Source organism: Spartinivicinus poritis, from assembly GCF_028858535.1.
Taxonomy (GTDB): domain Bacteria; phylum Pseudomonadota; class Gammaproteobacteria; order Pseudomonadales; family Zooshikellaceae; genus Spartinivicinus; species Spartinivicinus poritis.
Genome location: NZ_JAPMOU010000015.1, coordinates 45,112 through 65,246 on the forward strand (window position 1 = coordinate 45,112; position 20,135 = coordinate 65,246).

Annotated in this window: 24 protein-coding genes; 17 read left to right on the forward strand and 7 right to left on the reverse strand. The window is 40.3% G+C overall.

Annotated elements, in window-relative coordinates:
• The first annotated feature begins 90 nt into the window (after positions 1-90).
• Both ORQ98_RS13030 and ORQ98_RS13035 read left to right on the forward strand, forming a co-directional pair.
• On the forward strand, positions 91-804 hold the full coding sequence (locus ORQ98_RS13030; protein WP_274689249.1) for an aspartate/glutamate racemase family protein: 714 nt from the start codon (positions 91-93) through the stop codon (positions 802-804).
• A gap of 11 nt (positions 805-815) precedes the next feature.
• Positions 816-1,979 (forward strand): tRNA-dependent cyclodipeptide synthase, encoded by a 1,164-nt coding sequence (locus ORQ98_RS13035; protein WP_274689250.1) that lies wholly within the window; start codon positions 816-818, stop codon positions 1,977-1,979.
• Positions 1,980-2,252: 273 nt separating this feature from the next.
• Here ORQ98_RS13035 and ORQ98_RS13040 read toward each other — a convergent pair whose 3' ends face one another.
• Positions 2,253-2,456 carry a BRO-N domain-containing protein gene (locus ORQ98_RS13040; protein ID WP_274689251.1) on the reverse strand — a complete coding sequence of 68 codons (204 nt, stop codon included), beginning with the start codon at positions 2,454-2,456 and terminating at the stop codon, positions 2,253-2,255.
• Positions 2,457-2,642: 186 nt separating this feature from the next.
• Here ORQ98_RS13040 and ORQ98_RS13045 point away from each other — a divergent pair, with 186 nt between their 5' ends.
• Positions 2,643-3,098: a hypothetical protein gene (locus ORQ98_RS13045; RefSeq protein WP_274689252.1), complete on the forward strand. Its 456-nt coding sequence runs from the start codon at positions 2,643-2,645 to the stop codon at positions 3,096-3,098.
• A 23-nt stretch (positions 3,099-3,121) separates the two neighbouring features.
• The gene (locus ORQ98_RS13050) at positions 3,122-3,541 is read left to right on the forward strand and encodes a hypothetical protein (RefSeq protein ID WP_274689253.1); all 420 of its coding nucleotides are present in this window, start codon (positions 3,122-3,124) and stop codon (positions 3,539-3,541) included.
• A gap of 67 nt (positions 3,542-3,608) precedes the next feature.
• On the opposite strand, the gene ORQ98_RS29605 is transcribed toward ORQ98_RS13050, so the two are convergent.
• The gene (locus ORQ98_RS29605) at positions 3,609-3,827 is read right to left on the reverse strand and encodes a hypothetical protein (RefSeq protein WP_425347686.1); all 219 of its coding nucleotides are present in this window, start codon (positions 3,825-3,827) and stop codon (positions 3,609-3,611) included.
• 181 nt (positions 3,828-4,008) lie between these two features.
• Here ORQ98_RS29605 and ORQ98_RS13055 point away from each other — a divergent pair, with 181 nt between their 5' ends.
• The 3 genes from ORQ98_RS13055 to ORQ98_RS13065 are packed head-to-tail and all read left to right on the forward strand — an operon-like array spanning position 4,009 to position 5,015.
• Positions 4,009-4,200 carry a hypothetical protein gene (locus tag ORQ98_RS13055; protein WP_274689254.1) on the forward strand — a complete coding sequence of 64 codons (192 nt, stop codon included), beginning with the start codon at positions 4,009-4,011 and terminating at the stop codon, positions 4,198-4,200.
• 60 nt (positions 4,201-4,260) lie between these two features.
• A complete protein-coding gene (locus tag ORQ98_RS13060; protein WP_274689255.1) occupies positions 4,261-4,578 on the forward strand; it encodes a hypothetical protein in 318 nt (105 codons plus the stop codon).
• An 11-nt stretch (positions 4,579-4,589) separates the two neighbouring features.
• A complete protein-coding gene (locus tag ORQ98_RS13065) occupies positions 4,590-5,015 on the forward strand; it encodes a hypothetical protein (RefSeq protein WP_274689256.1) in 426 nt (141 codons plus the stop codon).
• Between the two features lie 241 nt (positions 5,016-5,256).
• Here the strand turns inward: ORQ98_RS13065 and ORQ98_RS13070 are convergent, their stop codons facing one another.
• A complete protein-coding gene (locus ORQ98_RS13070) occupies positions 5,257-5,511 on the reverse strand; it encodes a hypothetical protein (protein WP_274689257.1) in 255 nt (84 codons plus the stop codon).
• 215 nt (positions 5,512-5,726) lie between these two features.
• On the opposite strand from ORQ98_RS13070, the gene ORQ98_RS13075 reads away from it, so the two are divergent.
• Both ORQ98_RS13075 and ORQ98_RS13080 read left to right on the forward strand, forming a co-directional pair.
• The gene (locus ORQ98_RS13075; protein WP_274689258.1) at positions 5,727-6,065 is read left to right on the forward strand and encodes a hypothetical protein; all 339 of its coding nucleotides are present in this window, start codon (positions 5,727-5,729) and stop codon (positions 6,063-6,065) included.
• A gap of 6 nt (positions 6,066-6,071) precedes the next feature.
• Positions 6,072-6,917, forward strand: coding sequence for a substrate-binding periplasmic protein (locus ORQ98_RS13080; RefSeq protein ID WP_274689259.1), 846 nt, complete (start codon positions 6,072-6,074; stop codon positions 6,915-6,917).
• A 335-nt stretch (positions 6,918-7,252) separates the two neighbouring features.
• Here ORQ98_RS13080 and ORQ98_RS13085 read toward each other — a convergent pair whose 3' ends face one another.
• Positions 7,253-7,456, reverse strand: a complete 204-nt coding sequence (locus ORQ98_RS13085) for a DUF6316 family protein (RefSeq protein ID WP_274689260.1) — start codon at positions 7,454-7,456, stop codon at positions 7,253-7,255.
• A gap of 214 nt (positions 7,457-7,670) precedes the next feature.
• Positions 7,671-8,489, reverse strand: a complete 819-nt coding sequence (locus ORQ98_RS13090) for a substrate-binding periplasmic protein (protein WP_274689261.1) — start codon at positions 8,487-8,489, stop codon at positions 7,671-7,673.
• A 96-nt stretch (positions 8,490-8,585) separates the two neighbouring features.
• Here ORQ98_RS13090 and ORQ98_RS13095 point away from each other — a divergent pair, with 96 nt between their 5' ends.
• The 8 genes from ORQ98_RS13095 to putP all read left to right on the forward strand — a co-directional run bounded on the left by ORQ98_RS13095 (position 8,586) and on the right by putP (position 18,430).
• Positions 8,586-8,879, forward strand: a complete 294-nt coding sequence (locus tag ORQ98_RS13095) for a hypothetical protein (RefSeq protein ID WP_274689262.1) — start codon at positions 8,586-8,588, stop codon at positions 8,877-8,879.
• A gap of 175 nt (positions 8,880-9,054) precedes the next feature.
• Entirely contained in the window at positions 9,055-9,432 is a 378-nt protein-coding gene (locus tag ORQ98_RS13100; protein ID WP_274689263.1) for a hypothetical protein, read from the forward strand.
• Between the two features lie 193 nt (positions 9,433-9,625).
• Positions 9,626-10,987, forward strand: a complete 1,362-nt coding sequence (locus ORQ98_RS13105; RefSeq protein WP_274689264.1) for a class II 3-deoxy-7-phosphoheptulonate synthase — start codon at positions 9,626-9,628, stop codon at positions 10,985-10,987.
• A 10-nt stretch (positions 10,988-10,997) separates the two neighbouring features.
• Positions 10,998-11,486: a GAF domain-containing protein gene (locus tag ORQ98_RS13110; RefSeq protein ID WP_274689265.1), complete on the forward strand. Its 489-nt coding sequence runs from the start codon at positions 10,998-11,000 to the stop codon at positions 11,484-11,486.
• A 155-nt stretch (positions 11,487-11,641) separates the two neighbouring features.
• A complete protein-coding gene (locus ORQ98_RS13115) occupies positions 11,642-11,908 on the forward strand; it encodes a PilZ domain-containing protein (RefSeq protein WP_274689266.1) in 267 nt (88 codons plus the stop codon).
• 238 nt (positions 11,909-12,146) lie between these two features.
• The gene (locus ORQ98_RS13120) at positions 12,147-12,914 is read left to right on the forward strand and encodes an AraC family transcriptional regulator (RefSeq protein WP_274689267.1); all 768 of its coding nucleotides are present in this window, start codon (positions 12,147-12,149) and stop codon (positions 12,912-12,914) included.
• Positions 12,915-13,188: 274 nt separating this feature from the next.
• Complete coding sequence (gene putA, locus ORQ98_RS13125) at positions 13,189-16,356, forward strand: bifunctional proline dehydrogenase/L-glutamate gamma-semialdehyde dehydrogenase PutA (RefSeq protein ID WP_274689268.1); 3,168 nt, start codon at positions 13,189-13,191, stop codon at positions 16,354-16,356.
• Positions 16,357-16,888: 532 nt separating this feature from the next.
• Complete coding sequence (gene putP, locus ORQ98_RS13130; protein ID WP_274689269.1) at positions 16,889-18,430, forward strand: sodium/proline symporter PutP; 1,542 nt, start codon at positions 16,889-16,891, stop codon at positions 18,428-18,430.
• 306 nt (positions 18,431-18,736) lie between these two features.
• On the opposite strand, the gene ORQ98_RS13135 is transcribed toward putP, so the two are convergent.
• Together ORQ98_RS13135 and ORQ98_RS13140 are read right to left on the reverse strand one after the other, a co-directional pair.
• On the reverse strand, positions 18,737-19,375 hold the full coding sequence (locus ORQ98_RS13135; RefSeq protein WP_274689270.1) for a TetR/AcrR family transcriptional regulator: 639 nt from the start codon (positions 19,373-19,375) through the stop codon (positions 18,737-18,739).
• A gap of 212 nt (positions 19,376-19,587) precedes the next feature.
• Positions 19,588-20,130 carry a hypothetical protein gene (locus ORQ98_RS13140; RefSeq protein WP_274689271.1) on the reverse strand — a complete coding sequence of 181 codons (543 nt, stop codon included), beginning with the start codon at positions 20,128-20,130 and terminating at the stop codon, positions 19,588-19,590.
• Positions 20,131-20,135: the final 5 nt, after the last annotated feature.

Below are 20,135 nucleotides of genomic sequence, written 5' to 3' on the forward strand. Positions count from 1 at the left end.
GACACACAAATATGAACCACTAGTCACTTTATAGTAAATAAGATAGTATGGCCTGTATTTTATAAATAATGGATCTATTAAAAATTTCACATGCAAAAAATTCTAATTATTGTTCCAGTAAACAATACACAATTTAACCAAACTATCAAAAGAGCTGTTCAGCCTGTAATTCCACCTGATTTTTCAGTTGACATACTGAATATTAATGAAGGCAGTGACTGTATTGAAAGTCGGTATGACCTCGTTAGAAATGCACCGCATGTTGTTAATCTAGCAACTCAAGCTGAACAAGAAGGCTACTCAGGTTTATTTATAACTGATATGGATATGTGTGGTGTAGAAGCTGTAAGAGAAGTGGTTAATATACCAACAATTGGGGGCTTTCGTGCAAGTGCTTACACTGCAATGATGTTAGCTAACAAATTTTCCATAATTACTGTCATGGATAGTGTTGTAGCATTACAAGAACAGCATATCAAAGAATTTGGTTTAGTTCATAATTTTGCCTCTATTCGCAATGTAAATGTGCCTGTTAAGCACTTAGGAAATGAAGAAATTATTTTTAACAAAGTATTAGATGCTGGCAGATTAGCCATTATAAATGATGGTGCTCAAGCTATAATTTTTGGCTGTACAGGTTTCGTTAACATGGCAACAAGAGTAAGCAAGGCGTTAGAAGATGAAGGGATTAGAATACCTGTTATAGACCCTAATTGCGCTGCTATTAGTTACTTAGTCCTGCTTATTAGAAATCAGCTATTACAAAGCCGTAAGGTATATCAACGGCCCATTAATTTTACTTAAAAGGTTTGATTATGAATGAAGTAGATCAACTAAAAAAAATTTTTGATCATCATCAAACTAAGTATATAACAATTAATTTTTCACAGTTTTGTTCTGAGAGTGAGTTACAGCTTCTTAGTGATCTAAAATATATCAAGCTAGTTAAAGTTTCACTCGTACAGTTAAGTGGAGCTTTAAAGCTACTAGTTTATCCTGAAGGAAACTCCCTTTGTATCGATAAAATAAAGTCTTCACTCAAATGTACTAGTGTAGAAATTGTATCAAATGCTGAAATAAAAAAATGCTTCCCTAGTATTAAATCAACGACATTACTTCCATTTGGCGATCTATATGGTACAGAAACATTTGTTGATCAAGCGTTAATAAGAGCCAAAAAAATTGCTTTTTTTTCTAAAAATAAAGATGAGTTAATAGTATTAAACTATGATGACTACTCAAAAATTATAAAACCAGAGTATAATAATATATCAAATAAGAGTCTTATGGCAATAAAGAGTTTTGTAGCTCCGAAAGAAAAGCGTAACTACTTAAATAAGTATAAAAAATGTTTTTTTGGCGTATCATTACAAAATGAAAACTTTTCTGACGATAAACGATTGGCTGCTAGTTTAGACTGGATTTCAAATAACTTTGAATATTGTGAAGTCTTGGTTGGTGATTATATACACAGGCTTACACTGCAAATTATTGACTGCTCTTTGGATGATAATGACTCTTACGATAAGGCTCTTCAGCTTGGCAGAGAGTTTGTTTCAGACAAAATTGAACTGTTTGCAAAATATTCAAGCTCCTGTCAATTTGAAATTAAGTATATGTCTGAATACCATCGAGATAGCTGCTACTCCCATCATAGAAAGAATTTTTTAGAGTTTATTGAGTGCAATCAACATTACAACCACATACTAACAAAATTTGCTAACACATTTGTACAGCGCTTAATTAATACCAAAAGCTTAAGTCTAACAGATAAAGAACGTGGAGTTGCTTTATCAAGAAAATATTTGATTGATGAGGGTGCTATTTTCTCACAAGCTGTATCTAAAGGATATAACGTTTTAGTTTACCCTGGCTCAATTGATCCATTTATTCATATTTCTGAAGGAAACTATCGGTATGCCCCAAAACTATTAAAGGAAATGGTATGTGTAGGATTATCACTAAAGCATATTAAGTGATTCAGTTTCACACTGAACATAAGTTGTTTAGCTTTTTGCAGCATAACCATCTTTAGATAGTCAAATTAGCTGATAAGCTGCCTTATCGGCTAACAACGTGCCCAAAAAACAGCCACGCTGACATTTATTTCTTTGGTAACCTTTTCCATTAGCTTGCCATTGGCAAATAATATTTTTCGAATAGTTCGAAGTACTTCACTGGTAGCCGATTTGTTAAAGATTATAGCTTCGGGCCGGTGGTTTCTTAAAATGGCTGAATAAACACCAGATGCGTTAATAAGCCTGTAACTCCTGGCTTCCACCAAGGGACTGTATAATCTGCATGCCCTTTTCATCGTCATCTAAGCGTGTGATTGCACTTGCTTTAGAGTACGGTAGTGCATCAGCAACAGCCTTGGCCATGAACCAAGTTTCACCATCTTTGTCAATCACTCGGATTGATGAGTGATTAAATTTTAGTGGAATGATGCTGCTCACAATAGAGTCTACTCTTTATGGTCATTAAGGAGTATTTCCAGGCTGAAAAGGGCATACGATTAGAGAGTACTAGCTCAATGGTCTCTAATATTTTTGTAACATCATGTAACACCAATTGATCTCAATCAATAAAGTTAATAAAGTCCCGGCCTGAAAAATTGATATAAGTCAATTGGTGTATATTTGGTGTTATTAAAAACACTTGTGTTTAACTTGGTTGGTATGATTTATAAGCTTGTTATGAGAAGTATAAAAATTCCTCTTTCTGTATTATTTTCTCTTTTTTTTATGTTGTCACATGTAGCATTTGCAGACACAACAAATGTATTTTGCGCTAAACCTGATGGAAGCAAATGGTATTGGCTAAAAAATAATGAAGGTAATCAGGTAACTGTTTCTGGAGAGTGGGAGGAAGTAACCCTACAAAACAATGACAATATTTATATTTTTAAAATATCACACACAAATTATGATAACCTTAACTCCCAATGTAGAGAAAATTTTGTAGCGCAGCCTGCTAATAATACATTTTCAAGCTGGAGTGTGTTTTATGTAAACAAAGCTGACGGAACAAATTATATTGCACCAGGAATATATATAAGTCTCCCAGAATGCTCAGCTTGTTTCATTCGTTTTAAATAAATAATCTAAATCAGGTGGTTAAAATGAAATACATGATGCTTAAATTGTTAACTGTTTTTCTAATCCTGCTTTGTTCTCACACATATGCTGAATGGACCAATGTAATTTGTGCTAAGCCAGATGGAAGTAAATGGTATTGGCTGAAAGACTCCAATGGTAATCAAGTCACCGCTTCTGGGTTATGGTCTGCTGCTTATCTAAGAAGTTCAAGTACTGAATATATAGATGCTTTTAATATCGGTGATGAAACGTATAATAAAATCTCTTCACAGTGTAATAACTCATATGTAGCTCAGCCTGCAAAGTCAACATTTAGTTCATGGGCTGTTTTTCAGGTTACAAAATTTGATGGTACTTCATATTTAGCTCCAGGAAAGTTTGTTATATATAGAGATCGTAATTGCTTTATGAGCCCTGTAAATTGTCAACTACAAAGTAGGTAACTGCTTAGCAAATAGTTGCAATGGTTACTATATAACAGCAGGCTGTGTAAAACCTGGTCAAAATTTTTCATTCGGTCATCAATTTCAACCAAGGGTAAGTTTTCGAATTGAAAATATAAACAGCCATCTTTAGAACGTGTTTGCAAAATAAAATTGAAGCAATTTTCCTGATCAAAATATACAACATAGCAATTTGGATTATTGCTTCACTGTTTTTTGGAAGAACCTCGTAGTCTTTAGCATGATGTCGATAATTAATGAGCCAAGAAAAAGTCTGCTCAATAATCCAGCGCTAGGGTGGGTTGTCCTTTCTTCCTATTTTTTCGATAACATTTTCGTAACCTATCCATTACCTGTTGCCATACCCCTAAAAACCCATTTATAAAACCCTATCCAACCAGATAAATATCACCCAGTTAATCGCAGGTAAACTCACCGTACAGGATGAAACGGTCATTAAATTTGATGTGGTAACCATTGAGCTGGATAACCGCGAAGTTTCCAAAAAACGGGGCTACCAGGTAGCTATCAACCCAGAACTGGCCAATATCAAGTTTGAACACCTTGACCAACGGGCGGAAAGTGACCTTAACCTAGCATTGCCTCGTGACATACACAACAGTAAAAGCTGTGTGACCGTTAATGAAAGGAATGATTAACAATCTGTGCAAACTTATTGGTTCTCTGAAGATAGCAACAATAAATTCAAGTAATTGTGGGTGGCGGTGAGCCTCAATACACCCTACGTGACACTTACAAGACTGGCCGATCAAGCCAAACACATGGCAGAAGGCAAGTTAAACAAATTGAAACGGGGTAAAAAGTCACTCACTTTAGTACGCCCTTTATCGCCAGAAATAGTAGCAGAATCAAAGTTAATTATTGCTAATCATAAAACTAGTGCTAATGGGGAGTGGGTTGTTAAAACTGTTCAGCATACTGTTGGCTCAGGAAACTATACTGAAACTAGCGTGGAGGCGATTTTACCAAAGAAAAGTGTAATTATTTTAATTTTTGCAAATAAAAGCCAAATATAGTAAAAGTGCTTATGGATATTAAAGTAATTGTTGCATTAATTAGAGTATTAGGTGTTTTGGTTAGTGCGGGTGTACAACTTTTTCTTGGGTCAAGATGTGAAAAAAGAAAAAAAGCCCTTGATATTAAGGCCGAAGCATACTTGGATTTCTTAAACTCGGTTTCAGAAATAGCTAGTTCCTATAAGCATAATGAGAATAGAAGCTTAGAGCAATTACAAGTCTTGAATAAAGCAAAGACAAGAGTTGTATTAATTGGAAGTGATGAGGTTGTGTTAAGTTTAAATAATTTTTTTAAAGTATATGGTAATTTAAACTCAGATGATGCCAACTTCTCTTTTAGTAAAATTGTAAAGTCAATGCGAAAAGACTTATCAGATACAGACAATATAAGTATAGATATTGTTTTCAACTCTCTTTTTAGTAAAGCTAAAAGCTAACTTATTAATAATTAGAACAATATAGTCTACCTCTACTTGGAGTTGTCCTTGTAAGCAGTTCTTCCCTTGTTAATGGAGGTTTCTATACCTAAACCCACCAATTATTTCTATAACAACACCAGTCTTTTTTGATAAGGCAGTTAGCTCTTTGATGAATTACTGTAAGTGCTGTTTTTCGGTTAGGGTAGCTGGTTTCATAGTGCTCTCCTTGCCGGTGTTTGTGTACATACCCAGATTAACTCTATAATCTTCCCCAATGAAGTTTTCCTTCAGATAAAACAATTACACTCTCTGCTATCAACTCTCCCGTTTCGTTATCGTACAGTTTTCCAAAGCTTTCTACAGGTGCATCCGTTATATTATTCGGGTCTACCTCATTCAGCAGACCTGTTGCAGTAAGGCTACCAGATTCTATACCACCCTGGTGAAACCCAAGCTGAGTAATAAAGTCATTTGGAACAAGCACATTGCCATTACTTACCTTGCTACCAAGCATGGCAACAGGCTTATTAATCTACCTGTAACGGCTTGCAATGTGAATATTGTAGCAGGGTGTATAAATTTACGTTCAAGCAAAACGTTAATTTAAGTTTCAGTTATGTGTTAATTGACTATTCTTACTAGTAGTGCTCTTAATATACCTAATACGTAGGGTATTGTTGAGTTTTGAGGGTGTCATAGATAAGTTTATTTTTATTCTGGAGAAGTCAGATGGTTTCAGGAAATGGTGTAAGAGTGATTGCTGGGCGGATTAGTCCAAATGGTACCATTATTACCAACCCTACTGGTGGCATTCGTAGTAGTTCAAAAAAGTCAAAAGGCTTGTATCTGGTTCACTTTAAACAACATTTTCAATCACCGCCAACTGCAGTTATTACTGTGTATCAACCTGGAGGAACGGATTTTTCTATTATGGGGGATAGCACTCAAATTAATGCGCTAGTGGTGTCTATAGACTGTGATCAGATGTTGGTAAAAACAGGTGATGTTGAAGGCACTGCCTCAGATCAAGAGTTTGCTTTTATCGCCTTAGAGCAGTTAGCGGTGTGATCTTCATTGTCTGTTATTGATCGGGCTGGACTGGGTGAGCAAATGCACTTACATAAGAAAATAGGCTGCTTACTCATCACTTGTTTTATGTTGAGTGCTACACCCGTTGTACTTGCTAAAACAGTGGAAACACTAAGATGTGGTACGAATGAGTTTGCTCCTTTTGGGTTTATTGAAAATGGACAGTTGAAAGGGATAGAGGTTGAGTTGTTTCATGAGATTGGCAAGCGGTTAAATATTCAAACCAAACTGAATTTATTCCCCTGGAGTCGTATGTTGGCAATGGTTAAGAAAGGGGATTTAGACTGTATGATTGCTGCTTTTAGAACGGAAGAGCGGTTAGCTTATATGGATTATACCAATGTGCCATTTCATGTATCATCATTAGTGTTCTTTATTCATCAAGACCGACCGTTTCAATTTAACACGCTAGAGGACTTAAAAGGACGGAACATTGGTCTGGTGACGGGCTTTTCCACATCGCCAGAATTTGATGAGGCACTCAATAAGCAGTGGTTTACAGTTAGCCCTGTCAATGACTTTAAACAGAATTTTGAAAAACTCGCAGTGAAGCGAGTTGACATGGTGTTGGTTAACCGTCATGTAGGAGCATACTTATTAAAAAAACTCAACTTACCTCAAATAGCCGCGCTCTCTGTACCATTAACGGCTAGGCCTGCTTATTTAACTTTCTCTAAGCGTGCAGGAAAAGGTTACCTTATTCCTTTATTTGATATGATGTTGTTTGAGCTGCTAACAGATGGTACTTACCAAGACTTGTTTGAAAAATATACCGCTATTGTTGATACTGTAAGCCATGATAATGGGGAGGGTTCAACAAGACTTGAGTGATCAACTAATAATCTTTTGCAGGCTTAAATACAGCTGTGATACAATTCGCATCCCGTTTAGCTTGTACACCTTTAGTTGTACTACATTGAAAGATTGAATGTTGATCAATGTGGGGTTGGCTGTGGTGAATAGATGAGTTTGTATAATGATTGAAACACTGGTGTTGGGTGTTATTTTAGTACTAGTCTACCTTGTAGAGCACTAAAAAAATTACTTGTGGCTTGTTAACTTAGCAATAGCAGGCAGTGGCACATGGCTATGTTATTACTTTGTTTGATGCATGAACCACTAGGCTACAGTCTGAGTATACTGATCAGTGCTTTCTGCATTGCCGGCTAAAACTTTAACACTCTTGATTTGATTTGAGTGATGAAGTCAATGTAGTCGTTAGCACCTTCTTTAGCATCATAAATATTTTTGAAAGGGCCTATATCAATACCTTCCCTTGTTTTGAAAAACCAGATACTTTTTTGCCGAAAGAAGCGTTCAGATCGTCTGCCAAAAAAGGCGTTTTCATTAAGTCGCAATGTTCTCATCATACTGCTCCTTTCTTAGGATATATCTGTCCCAGGTCGTTTTCAGTTCCAGATATGAACTAGTAATGCCTCAAGTAAAGAGAAGAGGGCTGTCATAACTAAACCAAGCATAATTTACGCCACCTGTTGGTGTATTTATATAGCGGCTATCTGAGGTTACCTTAATCATCAGGTTATGTTGATTTGATGAGGAGTTGTGTAAAAAGTTGACAGCTGCTTAATTTGTAAAGTACTTATTGTATAGTGACTGATAAGCTGCCGTTTGTTTGAAGTGTTTTAGTTGATCTGAAAATTGAACTACCAGATTGTGAGAGACACGTTTCTTATGAAAAATAATATATAAGCCAGTTACTTTTATTGGCGTATCTTCAAGTGGAATCACCTTATTCTGAGCTTGTAGTTTTCTTATCAAGCTTTTTCCATTGCCATACTCACTAATCACAAAGTCAACTCTATTAGCAAGTAGTTTTATAAAATTCTGTTCGTCTGATCCAACCAGTTGGTAGTTGCCTTTTGTTTTAAGGTATTGCCAAAATTCAGGCGTGTAAGAGTAACTGCGTACGGCGCCCACTAAGTAGCCTGTTAAGTCATCAAAGGATCGGAAAAAAAGCCTGTCTTGATCTTGTCGACGAATAAAAAAAATCCAGGGTGAGTTAATGAGCGGCTCATCGGGAAAGTAGCAGCACTGTTTACGCTGTTCACTACTTGATACACTGTATAACGCATCAATTTTTCCTTTTAAAATAAGTAGCTCTGCACGGGCCCATGGATAAATGGCAATTTTTTTATGAGCTACTTTTAACTGACGAAATATTGTTTGGATGATTTCAGTACTAAACCCTGTTACAGGTTGGTTAGGGTCATTATTTAAATAGAATTCATAGGGTGGCCAGTTATCAGTTGCTATGTTTAATTTATCTGAAGCTAGGCTGTATTGGCTGCTGAATAAAATAGCCAACAGCATATGTTTCAAAAAAATGAGCGAGGCGACAGTTTTTTCGATTAGTTTAGGGTCAGGAGAATATGCACACCACATAGAGAGTATTTGACATTAAAATGTACAAGGTTTATATGAAAATTATAGCGTTATATCTTGTTGGTAGAGAACGAGTAAAAAGCGAGGCAGAGAGCCATGGAGGCCGCAGCTAAAGAACTTGCAGATTACATGAATAAATTAGCTTTGTTGGCGTACCCTGCTGGGCGGCTTCAACACCTGGAGTTTGTGCTATGGCATGCAATTGTCATTGGCCCCTTTCAATATGGACAGTTAGAGCTGACTCAAGCTCATATTAACAAGCTAAGAGAGCTAAGCTACACATGTAATGGTTGGATTTATCAAGATCCTATTGTAGGAGAAACCTGGGTTTCGCTAACTCAGTGGCAGGATTTATACAGCCAAAAAATCGATTTGGTTGCTTTAAAATAATATGGTTTTAAATGGGGGTTTAGTAGCCCCTTTTTTATAATGAATCGCTATAATCATACTTATTTTATTTAAACTCTTGTCAAGAAAACGCAGAGACTATTTGTGTTTTGCCATCAGATATTGTTAATTGGGTTTTACAGTCGATCCGAAGAGTAGCTATGGAGTTTTAACTGCTATGGACCAATTTGATGTTGCCCACTATGCCCAATTAATTTCAATGGCAGCCAAAGGTAATGAAAAAGCAGCATTGGCATTTGATTTTCTAATGCCTGAGCAGCAACTTGCCGTTTTAAAATATAAGATTCAGTCTTTAAAAGAAAAATATCTAAACAAAATAGAGCAAGGTGATACACAAGTAACATCAGCGAGCGAGTTTTATAGTATGGCTAATGTTATTCCCTTCAATATAGGCAAAACATCTAAGTTGGAAATTAGCCGTTTAATAGAGGCTTATCATCAAGCCCATAACTGCTTTCCTACTCGGCGTCAGTTAGTTAGTTACTTTTTAGATGAATTAGAATCTACCGTTGATCTTATTAAAGTAAATACTTAATCGCTTTGTATCACTTATAGCAATGCACAAGGGAACTGTGTCATTTGCTTGTTTCAACTACCTGCCTACTATTAATCCACTGTCTACTTCAATTTATCCTTTTTCCAGGGCTTGAAGTCTGCCTAAAAAGGCTTTCTAATGAAGCACTTATATATTATTTTCATTAGCTCGCAAGATTTTATAGGTTTACAGCATGGCGAAGCAGTGGTCTCCCAGCAGTTGGCAGCAATTCCCCATTAAACAGCAGCCAGCATATCCAAGCCCTCAGGCCCTTGAGTCTGTGTTGACTCAACTTAAGCAAAATCCTCCACTAGTATTTGCTGGAGAGGCACGCTCATTACAAACTAAATTGGCTGATGTTGCTCAAGGCAAGGCCTTTTTATTACAAGGGGGGGACTGTGCCGAGAGCTTTGCTGAGTTCAATGCCAATAATATTCGCGACACTTTTAAAGTCATGCTGCAAATGGCTATTGTGCTGACATTTGGAGGTGCTTGCCCAATTGTTAAAGTTGGTCGGATGGCAGGGCAATTTGCTAAGCCTCGCTCTGCTGATATGGAGTGTCAGGGTGATATTTCCTTACCAAGTTATCGGGGCGATATTATTAATTCAATTGAGTTTTCTGAAGAAGCGCGAATACCAGACCCTAATAGACTGCTCAAAGCTTATAACCAAGCGGCGGCGACCTTAAACTTACTGCGAGCTTTTGCTCAAGGTGGTTTGGCTGATCTTCATCAGGTGCATCGCTGGAATTTAGGTTTTGTAAAAAATAGTGCGTTAAAAGAGCGTTATCAGCATCTTGCTGAGCGCATTGATGAAACCTTGTCATTTATGGCTGCTTGTGGGATTACGGCACAAACCAGCTCAGCCATTCGAGAAACAGATTTTTATACCTCTCATGAAGCACTATTGTTGAATTATGAAGAGGCTCTCACTCGGCAAGATAGTATCACTGGGGATTGGTATGACTGTTCTGCACACATGTTATGGATTGGTGATAGAACTCGCCAGCCAGAGGGAGCACATATTGAGTTTTTACGCGGTGTTAAAAATCCTATCGGTGTAAAAGCGGGCCCTACTTTAAAACCTGAAGAGCTTATTCAGTTAATAGACAGCTTAAACCCAGAAAATGAACCTGGTCGAATTACTGTGATTGTTCGGATGGGGGCTGGCAAAGTTGCTGATGGGCTACCGGCCTTGATTAGAAAAGTACAACAAGAAGGGCGTCATGTGGTGTGGAGTTGTGATCCCATGCATGGTAATACAATCAAGGCTTGCTCTGGCTTTAAAACTCGGGCATTTGATCAGATTTTGCAAGAAGTACGAGAGTTTTTCCAGGTACACCATGCAGAAGGAAGCTATGCAGGAGGTGTGCACTTTGAGATGACTGGGCAAAATGTTACGGAGTGTATAGGTGGGGCTCAGGCCATTACAGAAGAAGGCTTGGGTGATCGTTATCATACCCATTGTGACCCTAGACTAAATGCCGATCAGTCTCTTGAGTTGGCGTTTTTAATTGCAGAAACGTTAAAGTCCTGTCGACAGCAAGAAGGCTAAGCACAACACTATGTTCCAGTTAGAACCCCTATCATCAGCTGATAATGATAAAACAGACTCATACCAGCGGCTGCTGGAACAAGTAAAGTCTCTCACCCTAAATGAACCTAATATGATTGCTAATCTTGCCAATATCAGCAGTTTGCTGTTTTGGCAGTTGAAGGAGGTCAATTGGGCTGGTTTTTACTTGAGTGAGGGTGACCAGCTCGTATTAGGCCCTTTTCAAGGGAAGCCTGCATGCATCAGGATTCCAGTAGGTAAAGGTGTTTGTGGTATTGCTGCTGCAACGGGTGAAGTACAGCGCGTAGCGAATGTTCATCAATTTGCAGGGCATATTGCCTGTGACACTCATACTAACAGTGAAATAGTATTACCCTTGAAAAAACAAGGGGAGATTCAGGCAGTGTTGGATATCGACAGTCCAGTGTTGGATCGATTTGATGAGCAAGACCAAAAGGGATTGTTAGCTATTGCTAGTTATATGGAGTCGTTGATATAGCTAAAACAGCTATTAATTAAATGCCACAAACTAGTGGTATTTAATGTCAGCCAGGAAGGTAAACGAAGATACTAAGAATTAATTTCCTATGATTAGTCAAAGGAATATGAACTATTCTAAGTATTATTGCGTGTAGCTAACAGTTTAGCCAATCAATGTCAGACGAAAAAAGACGCCATCAGCGGACAAAAGTTACCTTACAAATTAAGTTAATGAGTAACGGTGATGAAGGCATAACGCTAAAAACTCGGGATATTTCAGATAGCGGCATATTTTTATTGGCTGAAGAAGACAGCATTCCTCCTTTAGGAACAATAGTCAAAGTTCAGGTGCAAGGCTTACCCATACCTGCTCCTGTATGCACTATGGAAGTAGTAAGACAAGAGCCAGAAGGCTTTGGACTGAGAATGTTAGATAAATAGCCAGTCATTGTCTCTTTTCATTATCTTAATCAATTCAAGTTAACTAGATATTTTTAGGGCTAAAGGACGCTCTACATGTAGCTTGTGTAGCGAAGGAGCGAGCAAACATCTTTATATTGATGGTTTGAGTAGACGCTGCTAGTCCCTGCATTGCCAAACGAGGTAAATTGGAGTAAAAGCTTAGTTTCTTTCGACGGTTTCATACCAGTAAGTTCAGGCTTTAATTAAAGGGGGGGATATGCAAACAGTTGCAATAAAAAAGCTACCACAAAAACCCGCTAACCATTCTCATCCTTTTCATCAGCTTGTTGTTGGTATTAATGGAGACACTCTGTTTGAAGTCGGGGGGGTAGCTAACCGGTTGGGTCAACAATTTGGCTGCTTGGTGCCAGCTAATCAGCCTCACGATTTTGCAGGGGATGATAACAATCAGATTCTGGTTTTAAATGTACCTGCACAAGATAATCAACACTGGGTTGCTCCCCAGGTGATTGATCAGCTGTTTGCGCATCCTGGCTATAAAAAGCTAACTCCTCCGCTACAGCAGCTGGTGCATGTGAGTGTCCAGCAATTTGCATTGGCGCCTGAAGACCAATTGTTGGCAAGCCATCTGGCGGCAGCCTTTCTTCATGCTTTATACCACGCGAGTCAAACAATAGAATTTAAATCACAACCATCCGCTAAAATTGAGCTGTCCCGGTTGAATAAGTTTGTCTTAACCAATTTGTCACGAAAAATTAGTATTTTTGAGCTGGCTAAAGACCAGTGTATGAGCCCTAGTCATTTTCACGCAATTTTTAAGCAACAAGTAGGCTTAACACCTTTTCAATATGTGATTAAGCAACGAGTTAAAGAAGCTGAGCGGCTGTTGGCAACAACCCAACTCCCTTTAGTGGAGATTGCCAGTTTAACTGGTTTTTGTCATCAGAGTGCTTTAAACAGAGCATTTAAGCAGGTGATGGGGCATACGCCAAAAGCTTTTAGGCTACGCCAGCAAGGCCTATAGCTTTGATAACGTCATGTGTTGGTGACAGATTATACAAACTGCAAATGATTCATAGCTTTTTGCAAATTTAGCCTAGTTTTTTGCAAGATCCTATTTCTACCCCCTGGTTAGACTATCCCGTCAACTCATAATTGCTATAACAATTAATTGCAATAACAAATTCAGGCAATCCTTCAGTCTATACCCCGTCCGTTTTTTATAGCAGGACAGATATGCCTATTGGGTTGGGGCGACTGTTGGTAATAAAAGTTTTTATACTAATTGGGTACCGTACATGTTCAATGCTGCTGATGCATTTAAGCCAGACTTTTATACCTTACCACCCCAGCAGTTAAAGGCTTATATTTCGCCTCATTACCAGGTGGAAGAATCACAATACCTAAGCCAGCTGATAGAAATAGCCCAGCCTTCCACAGAGCAACTTCAACGAACGACAGAACAGGCTCAGCAGTTGATTGAGCAGGTGAGAGCACAAGATGATGCTATTCATATGGTGGATGCTTTGCTGCTGGAATATAGCCTTGATACCAAAGAAGGTATTCTGTTGATGTGTTTAGCAGAGGCCTTAATGCGTATCCCTGATGCCGATACAGCCGATGCATTAATCAAAGACAAATTAAGTGTGGCTGACTGGCAACGGCACCTGAAAAAAAGTGATTCGGTATTAGTCAATGCATCGACCTGGGGGTTGCTGCTTACGGGTAAAGTCACAGCCATGGATAGTAATGAAGATGGAAGCCCCTCTGGAATTATCAATCGTTTAGTCAATCGCCTGGGCGAGCCTGTAATTCGTAAGGTAATGAACCAGGCAATGAAAGTCATGGGTAAGCAGTTTGTACTGGGGCGTTCGATTCAAGAAGCTTTAAAAAATAGCCGAAAAAATCGTGATTTAGGGTATACCTACTCGTACGACATGTTAGGTGAAGCGGCACTCACTAAAAGTGATGCTGATAAATATTTTAATGATTATTTAGCAGCTATAAACGCAGTGGGTGCTGAAACCTATGGTAACGATAAAACACCTCCTCCAACAATTTCAATAAAACTCTCTGCACTACACCCACGTTATGAAAAAAGCCATGAGCAGCGGGTCATGACGGAATTATTTAATACTGTCATTGAGTTGATTAAGGTGGCTCGACAAAAATCCGTAGGCATTACCATTGATGCTGAAGAAGCAGATCGGTTGGAGATTTCGCTACAACTGTTTGAAAAGCTCTATCGGGACCCTGTAACTCAAGGCTGGGGCCAATTTGGCCTGGTAGTGCAGGCTTACTCTAAACGCACATTACCTGTCTTATGCTGGTTAAATGGTTTGGCTGCACAACAAGGCGATGTGATTCCAATACGACTGGTTAAAGGAGCTTATTGGGATAGTGAAATTAAACATTGTCAGCAATTAGGCACAGAAGGTTACCCGGTTTTTACCCGCAAAGAAGCGACGGATGTGTCGTATTTAGCCTGTGCTCAATTTTTATTGAGTGAGGCTACCAAGGGTAAGATCTATCCTCAGTTTGCTAGTCATAATGCCCATACAGTCGCCTCTATTTTAGCCATGGCCAACGGGCGAGAATATGAATTTCAGCGCCTACATGGTATGGGGGATGGCTTATATAAAGCGGTTTTAGACAGTCATCAGGTACCTGTGCGTATTTATGCACCCGTTGGCGCCCATAAAGATTTATTACCTTATTTAGTCCGTCGCTTGCTAGAAAATGGAGCTAACTCTTCCTTTGTTCATCGTTTAGTGGATGCAAAAACACCGGTTGATGAACTGACCAAACATCCGCTTGAGTCATTAAAAGCCTATGCTTGTCTCGCTAATGAACGAATCCCAACTCCTCCCAGAATTTATGGAAATGAGCGGCGAAATTCGAAGGGCATTAACATTTTAATTGAGTCTCAATGGCAGCCTCTAGCTGAACAAATTCGTAGCTATATGAATCGCTCATGGCAAGCAGGACCTATTATCAATGGTGAGATCGTGACAACGACCAACAGTAAGGCGGTTTCTTGCCCTTATCGCACCAGTGAATCAGTGGGAGAGGTATGCTGGGCAACGGAACAGGAAGTCAAGCAGGCACTAGCTATAGCTAAGGAAGCCTTTCCTACCTGGAACAATCAACCGGTTACCAAAAGAGCGCAGTGCTTGCAGCAATTAGCTGACTTACTGGAAGCCAATCTGGCAGAGCTAATTGCCTTGTGTCACCGTGAAGCGGGTAAGACGATTCAAGACTCGATTGACGAAGTGAGAGAGGCAGTTGATTTTTGCCGGTATTATGCTGTGCAAGCAGAGCAGCGCTTTGGTCACCCTCAAGTACTACCTGGTCCAACAGGGGAGTCCAATGAGTTGAGCTTAATGGGGAGAGGGGTATTTGTGTGTATCAGCCCCTGGAATTTCCCACTTGCTATTTTTCTAGGTCAGATTGCTGCTGCATTAGCAGCGGGTAATACAGTAATCGCCAAACCTGCTGAGCAAACCAGCCTGATTGCATTCAAAGCAGTGCAGCTCATGCTGGAAGCAGGTTTTCCTGCTGGTGTGATTCAACTACTGCCTGGTGATGGGGCTCAGGTTGGAGCGCCACTAACTGCAGCAGAAACTATAGCTGGTGTTGCCTTTACAGGTTCAACGGATACAGCGCAGCTGATTAATCGCACCTTGGCTGCTCGTCAAGGCGCTATTGTGCCATTAATTGCAGAAACTGGTGGCCAAAATGCAATGATTGTGGACAGCACAGCATTGCCAGAGCAGGTAGTGAGTGATGTTGTACATTCTGCTTTTGCCAGTGCTGGGCAGCGTTGCTCTGCTTTACGAGTGCTATTTGTTCAAGAGGATGTGTCTGATCGCATCTTGGATTTACTGAAAGGGGCGATGGCTGAACTGGACGTGGGAGACCCTAGTTTACTATCCACTGATCTGGGGCCAGTGATTGATCAGCAAGCTCAGCAACAATTACTACAGCATATCAGCCAGATGAAGCAGCAGGCTAAGCTGATTGCAGAAACCAGCCTGCCTGATATGAATGGTTATTTTGTACCACCCACTGCAATAGAAATTGAAAGTATCAACCAACTCATCAAAGAGAACTTTGGGCCAATACTCCATGTAGTGCGTTATAAAGCGTCACAACTTGATCAAGTAGTCAACAGTATTAATGAAACAGGTTTTGGCTTGACGCTGGGAGTACACTCACGCAACGAGGCATTAACCCATTACATCGCTGATAAAGTGAATGTAGGTAATGTCTATGTTAATCGTAACCAGATAGGGGCAGTGGTAGGTGTTCAGCCGTTTGGCGGGCAAGGGTTATCTGGCACTGGGCCAAAGGCGGGTGGCCCACACTACTTGTACCGATTTGCCACTGAAAAAGTACGTACGATTAACACCACGGCGGTAGGAGGTAATGCAAGCTTGTTGTCGCTAGCAAGTGAAACTGTTTAGGAGTCTCTTTCAATAAAGAGGTTGTTGCAAAAGGGTGCAAAAAGTCAGCTTAGCGCTCGATATGAATTAACAGGCCACTCTTCTTCAATTCTAAAGGGCCATTTCTGGCCTTTAGAATGAAAGCTGTTCCTGACAGCAGCTTCAGAATAGCCTGTTACTCCATATCCATTATTGTGCAGTAGCCTCTAGGGTTTGGTCGTACATTGTGACAGTCTGATATAGCGAAGGTACAATGTGCGACCAGTTAGCTATTAACTTATCTCGTTTAGCAAGGAGCTACTCTGCAATCGAGTCAAGCTGCTTAGGGACGTGCACGAAATAACTTGTTAGCTTTTTGTTCCAAGGCGCCCGTTTGGCAAGGCGCAAAAAAGGAAGGCATAGTGGGCCTATGTCGAGTTTTTGCAACACAGCCAAGCGGGAGGGATTGGAGCCAAAACTGTAAGTTATTTCTTGCACGTTCCTTAATAGCAAGGATGCACCTGGAGAATAACAATAGTGCCGTGAGGCACCACTAGTAATGGGGCATATTTTAATGACAACAGAAAACCTTACGATTTTAGCAACTTTTATCGTGTACCTAGCGGGGATGCTCTGGATAGGCTATTGGGCTTATCAGCGCACATCAAGTTCAACTGATTACTTTCTTGGAGGGCGCTCATTAGGGCCTTGGCCTGCGGCACTAAGTGCAGGCGCCTCGGATATGAGTGGCTGGCTGCTGCTGGGCATGCCTGGTTTTGCCTTGGGGTCAGGTTTAGAGTCAATCTGGTTAGCAGGGGGATTATTACTTGGTACTTGGCTTAACTGGCTAATTGTTGCCAGACGCCTAAGAACTTACAGCATTGTGGCCAATAACTCTCTGACCTTGCCAGAATTTTTCGCTAACCGTTTTCAGGATAAAACTAAGCTGATTCAAACGGTCTCTGCATTCTTTATTTTATTGTTTTTCTTGTTTTACACCAGTTCTGGCTTAGTCGCTGGCGGTAAATTATTTGAAGAGGTATTTGGCTTAAATTACCAGGTTGCGGTGGTGATTGGCACCGTTTGTATTATTTCCTATACCTTATTTGGTGGGTTCTTGGCGGTATCTTGGACTGACTTAGTACAAGGGTTGCTAATGGCAGCTGCTTTAGTTGTTGTGCCATTAGTTGTTATGCAAGATGCAGGTGGTTTTGATGCTTCAATTGAAGCGATTAGAGAGAAAAACCCTGAGTTATTAACCTTATTGAATGACAATAAAGGAGAAGCCCTGAGCTTATTGGCTATTGTTAACCTGGCTGCTTGGGGCTTAGGTTATTTTGGTCAGCCCCATATTTTGGCTCGGTTTAAGGCTGTTCGTTCTAACCAGGACTTGCCAACGGCTCGTCGGATTGCAGTAAGCTGGACTTTCCTTTCTTTAGTGGGAGCAACCTTAGTTGGCCTAGCAGGCATTAACTATTTGGATGCTAGCGGTGCTCAATTAGCTGATAGTGAGAAAATCTTCATGCACTTGGTGGGGGCTGTATTCCACCCTGTGGTCGCAGGTATTCTATTAGCCGCTATTCTTGCTGCCATCATGAGTACAGCCGACTCGCAACTCTTGGTTTCTTCTTCTGCTTTGGCTGAAGACTTCTATAAAGCGCTATTTAATAAAGAGGCTTCTCAGCAACAAGTCGTCACTGTTGGTCGAATTGCTGTGATTGTGATTGCAATTATTGCACTGACGTTAGCCATGGATAAAAACAACAGTGTACTTGATTTGGTTTCTTACGCTTGGGCTGGCTTTGGAGCGGCATTTGGACCAACCTTAATACTGGCACTGTTTTGGAAGCGAATGAACTGGCAAGGCGCTTTAGCTGGTATCGTTGTTGGTGGTGTGACTGTTGTCGTCTGGAAGCAGCTAAGTGGTGAAGTGTTTGAGTTGTTTGGTCTATATGAGATTGTGCCAGGTTTCATTCTAGCAACGATTGCGATTGTGGTGACTTCATTGGCAACAAAAGAGCCTGAAGATGAAGTAACCAAGCAGTTCAATGCAATGGAAAACCAGCTGTATGTTGGTGGACAAGGGGACGTAAAAGGCGGTTTAGCCACAGACTAAATATCGATCTTGCTTGATTGAGTTTTTCGATTGCTAAATAATCATCAGCCCTTGCCGAGACAAGGGCTGAAGTCTACTACAGTAGTAGCAGAATAAGGGACAAACCAATTGCCCCAAAAGTAATTACCCACAGAGCAACATCTCCTATTTGATGCTCAACTCTGTCTAGATACTGATAACGACTTTTTAACACTGCTTCATTCAACTTCTATGCTTCTATTTATTAGCCTAGAACAGCCACTAGCACAGTCAAGCTAATCAGGATGAAGACTCTGTTAATCACTAGTTTGGCATTGGCAGGCTTTCTTACTGGCTAAGCTTTACCATCATCCCATTTAAAAAGGTTTCGGTTGCTGCCTTAATGTAAGAGCCAAGCTCTTCTTGAGAAAGGTTGATGGCTTTGCCTGGGGAGTTAGTTAGTAGCCCATCAATAAGTAGCGAAGCTAGGCCATGCACCATAGACCAGGCAGCAACCGCATGCATTTTGGCGGGTTTAGCTGTAAATTGCTTGGCTGCAATCCCTTGCTCAATAATACTGACAAGTACTTGGTAAGCTTGATTGGCTGCAGTGTCTAACACTTCGGGTGGGTCAGTATTTTCTCCACAAAAGTAGCGACCAAACATCAGCCGGTATTGCTGGGGGTGGGTTAAGGCAAACTCAACATAGGCTTGTCCAGTGGCTAATAGTGACTCTGCGGGGCCATTTGTCTGTTGTTGAGCCACGATGATTGCTTTGGTTAAGCAGTCAAAACCTTCTTTAGCCAAGGTAACCAGTAAGGTATCTTTATCACTAAAATGGCGGTAGAGAGCAGTCGCTGATACTCCAACATCACGGGCTAGCCCACGTAAGCTCAGTTTTTCAGGGCCTTCAGAGGTCAGGCGAGTTAGTGCAGCAGCTAATACTGCTGATCGTAAATTACCGTGATGGTAAGCGTTTTTTTCCATCAAAAGATCAAGTTGTTTGTTGTTGCTGATTCAGGAACTGTGATTGAAGGTGCACCACATCGTGGAATTGACCAGCGATTGTGAAATAAAGGTATTGTGAAATAAAGGTATTGAAAAATAAAGCGCTTATGAAATATCTGGATTTGACAGTCGCCGCTGGTAGCTGAGGGCCCTGCCTGATCTGATAAATCAGAGCAAGGCTTTACATACTGTTAGTTAGAGGCTTTTGCTGTTATCCGGTTGACGAAAGGATTGGAAAAAGGTGAGTCTGCTGCTAGTAAAGTCGCTTCAGGGTGATAACGTTTCATTGCCTGGCGGACTTTTTCTTCCTCAGCTTTCTTCACATCAACCATTACTAAATACTTGCCTTGTGCCAGCTCTGGCTTAAAGCGTTCAATTTTGTAATGATCATGTGCCAGCCCCACCAGGCCTCCAACCCAGGCACCAAACATAGCAAATACGGTTGTCAACAGGAGCATGGTAAAAAGCCCCAGGCTGTCAGCCACCCCAGTTAATAACAGCACCAAATTAGCTACCAGTCCTGCTGTAATACCAATCAGAGCTCCTTGTTCGCCGCGGTGAATAATATCATAGCGATGGAAAGGCGTCGCACCATGCAAGTGGTGATGATATAAGCCTGCTTCGTCCTTTGTCATGATGTGAAAGCGCCAATCACTGACTCCTTCTTTATGTAAATCGGTAGATATGAGATCAGCGCTATCAATATTGCTCGTAAGATAATAGAGACGTTTCATAAGCC

What these genes read in the sequence shown, in the direction of transcription:
- ORQ98_RS13030 (WP_274689249.1), top strand. Translation starts at nt 91, where the DNA reads ATGCAAAAAATTCTAATTATTGTTCCAGTAAACAATACACAATTTAAC.
- ORQ98_RS13035 (WP_274689250.1), top strand. Translation starts at nt 816, where the DNA reads ATGAATGAAGTAGATCAACTAAAAAAAATTTTTGATCATCATCAAACT.
- ORQ98_RS13050 (WP_274689253.1), top strand. Translation starts at nt 3,122, where the DNA reads ATGAAATACATGATGCTTAAATTGTTAACTGTTTTTCTAATCCTGCTT.
- ORQ98_RS13065 (WP_274689256.1), top strand. Translation starts at nt 4,590, where the DNA reads ATGGATATTAAAGTAATTGTTGCATTAATTAGAGTATTAGGTGTTTTG.
- ORQ98_RS13070 (WP_274689257.1), bottom strand. Translation starts at nt 5,511, where the DNA reads ATGCTTGGTAGCAAGGTAAGTAATGGCAATGTGCTTGTTCCAAATGAC.
- ORQ98_RS13075 (WP_274689258.1), top strand. Translation starts at nt 5,727, where the DNA reads ATGGTTTCAGGAAATGGTGTAAGAGTGATTGCTGGGCGGATTAGTCCA.
- ORQ98_RS13085 (WP_274689260.1), bottom strand. Translation starts at nt 7,456, where the DNA reads ATGATGAGAACATTGCGACTTAATGAAAACGCCTTTTTTGGCAGACGA.
- ORQ98_RS13090 (WP_274689261.1), bottom strand. Translation starts at nt 8,489, where the DNA reads ATGTGGTGTGCATATTCTCCTGACCCTAAACTAATCGAAAAAACTGTC.
- ORQ98_RS13095 (WP_274689262.1), top strand. Translation starts at nt 8,586, where the DNA reads ATGGAGGCCGCAGCTAAAGAACTTGCAGATTACATGAATAAATTAGCT.
- ORQ98_RS13100 (WP_274689263.1), top strand. Translation starts at nt 9,055, where the DNA reads ATGGACCAATTTGATGTTGCCCACTATGCCCAATTAATTTCAATGGCA.
- ORQ98_RS13105 (WP_274689264.1), top strand. Translation starts at nt 9,626, where the DNA reads ATGGCGAAGCAGTGGTCTCCCAGCAGTTGGCAGCAATTCCCCATTAAA.
- ORQ98_RS13110 (WP_274689265.1), top strand. Translation starts at nt 10,998, where the DNA reads ATGTTCCAGTTAGAACCCCTATCATCAGCTGATAATGATAAAACAGAC.
- ORQ98_RS13115 (WP_274689266.1), top strand. Translation starts at nt 11,642, where the DNA reads ATGTCAGACGAAAAAAGACGCCATCAGCGGACAAAAGTTACCTTACAA.
- ORQ98_RS13120 (WP_274689267.1), top strand. Translation starts at nt 12,147, where the DNA reads ATGCAAACAGTTGCAATAAAAAAGCTACCACAAAAACCCGCTAACCAT.
- putA (WP_274689268.1), top strand. Translation starts at nt 13,189, where the DNA reads ATGTTCAATGCTGCTGATGCATTTAAGCCAGACTTTTATACCTTACCA.
- putP (WP_274689269.1), top strand. Translation starts at nt 16,889, where the DNA reads ATGACAACAGAAAACCTTACGATTTTAGCAACTTTTATCGTGTACCTA.
- ORQ98_RS13135 (WP_274689270.1), bottom strand. Translation starts at nt 19,375, where the DNA reads ATGGAAAAAAACGCTTACCATCACGGTAATTTACGATCAGCAGTATTA.
- ORQ98_RS13140 (WP_274689271.1), bottom strand. Translation starts at nt 20,130, where the DNA reads ATGAAACGTCTCTATTATCTTACGAGCAATATTGATAGCGCTGATCTC.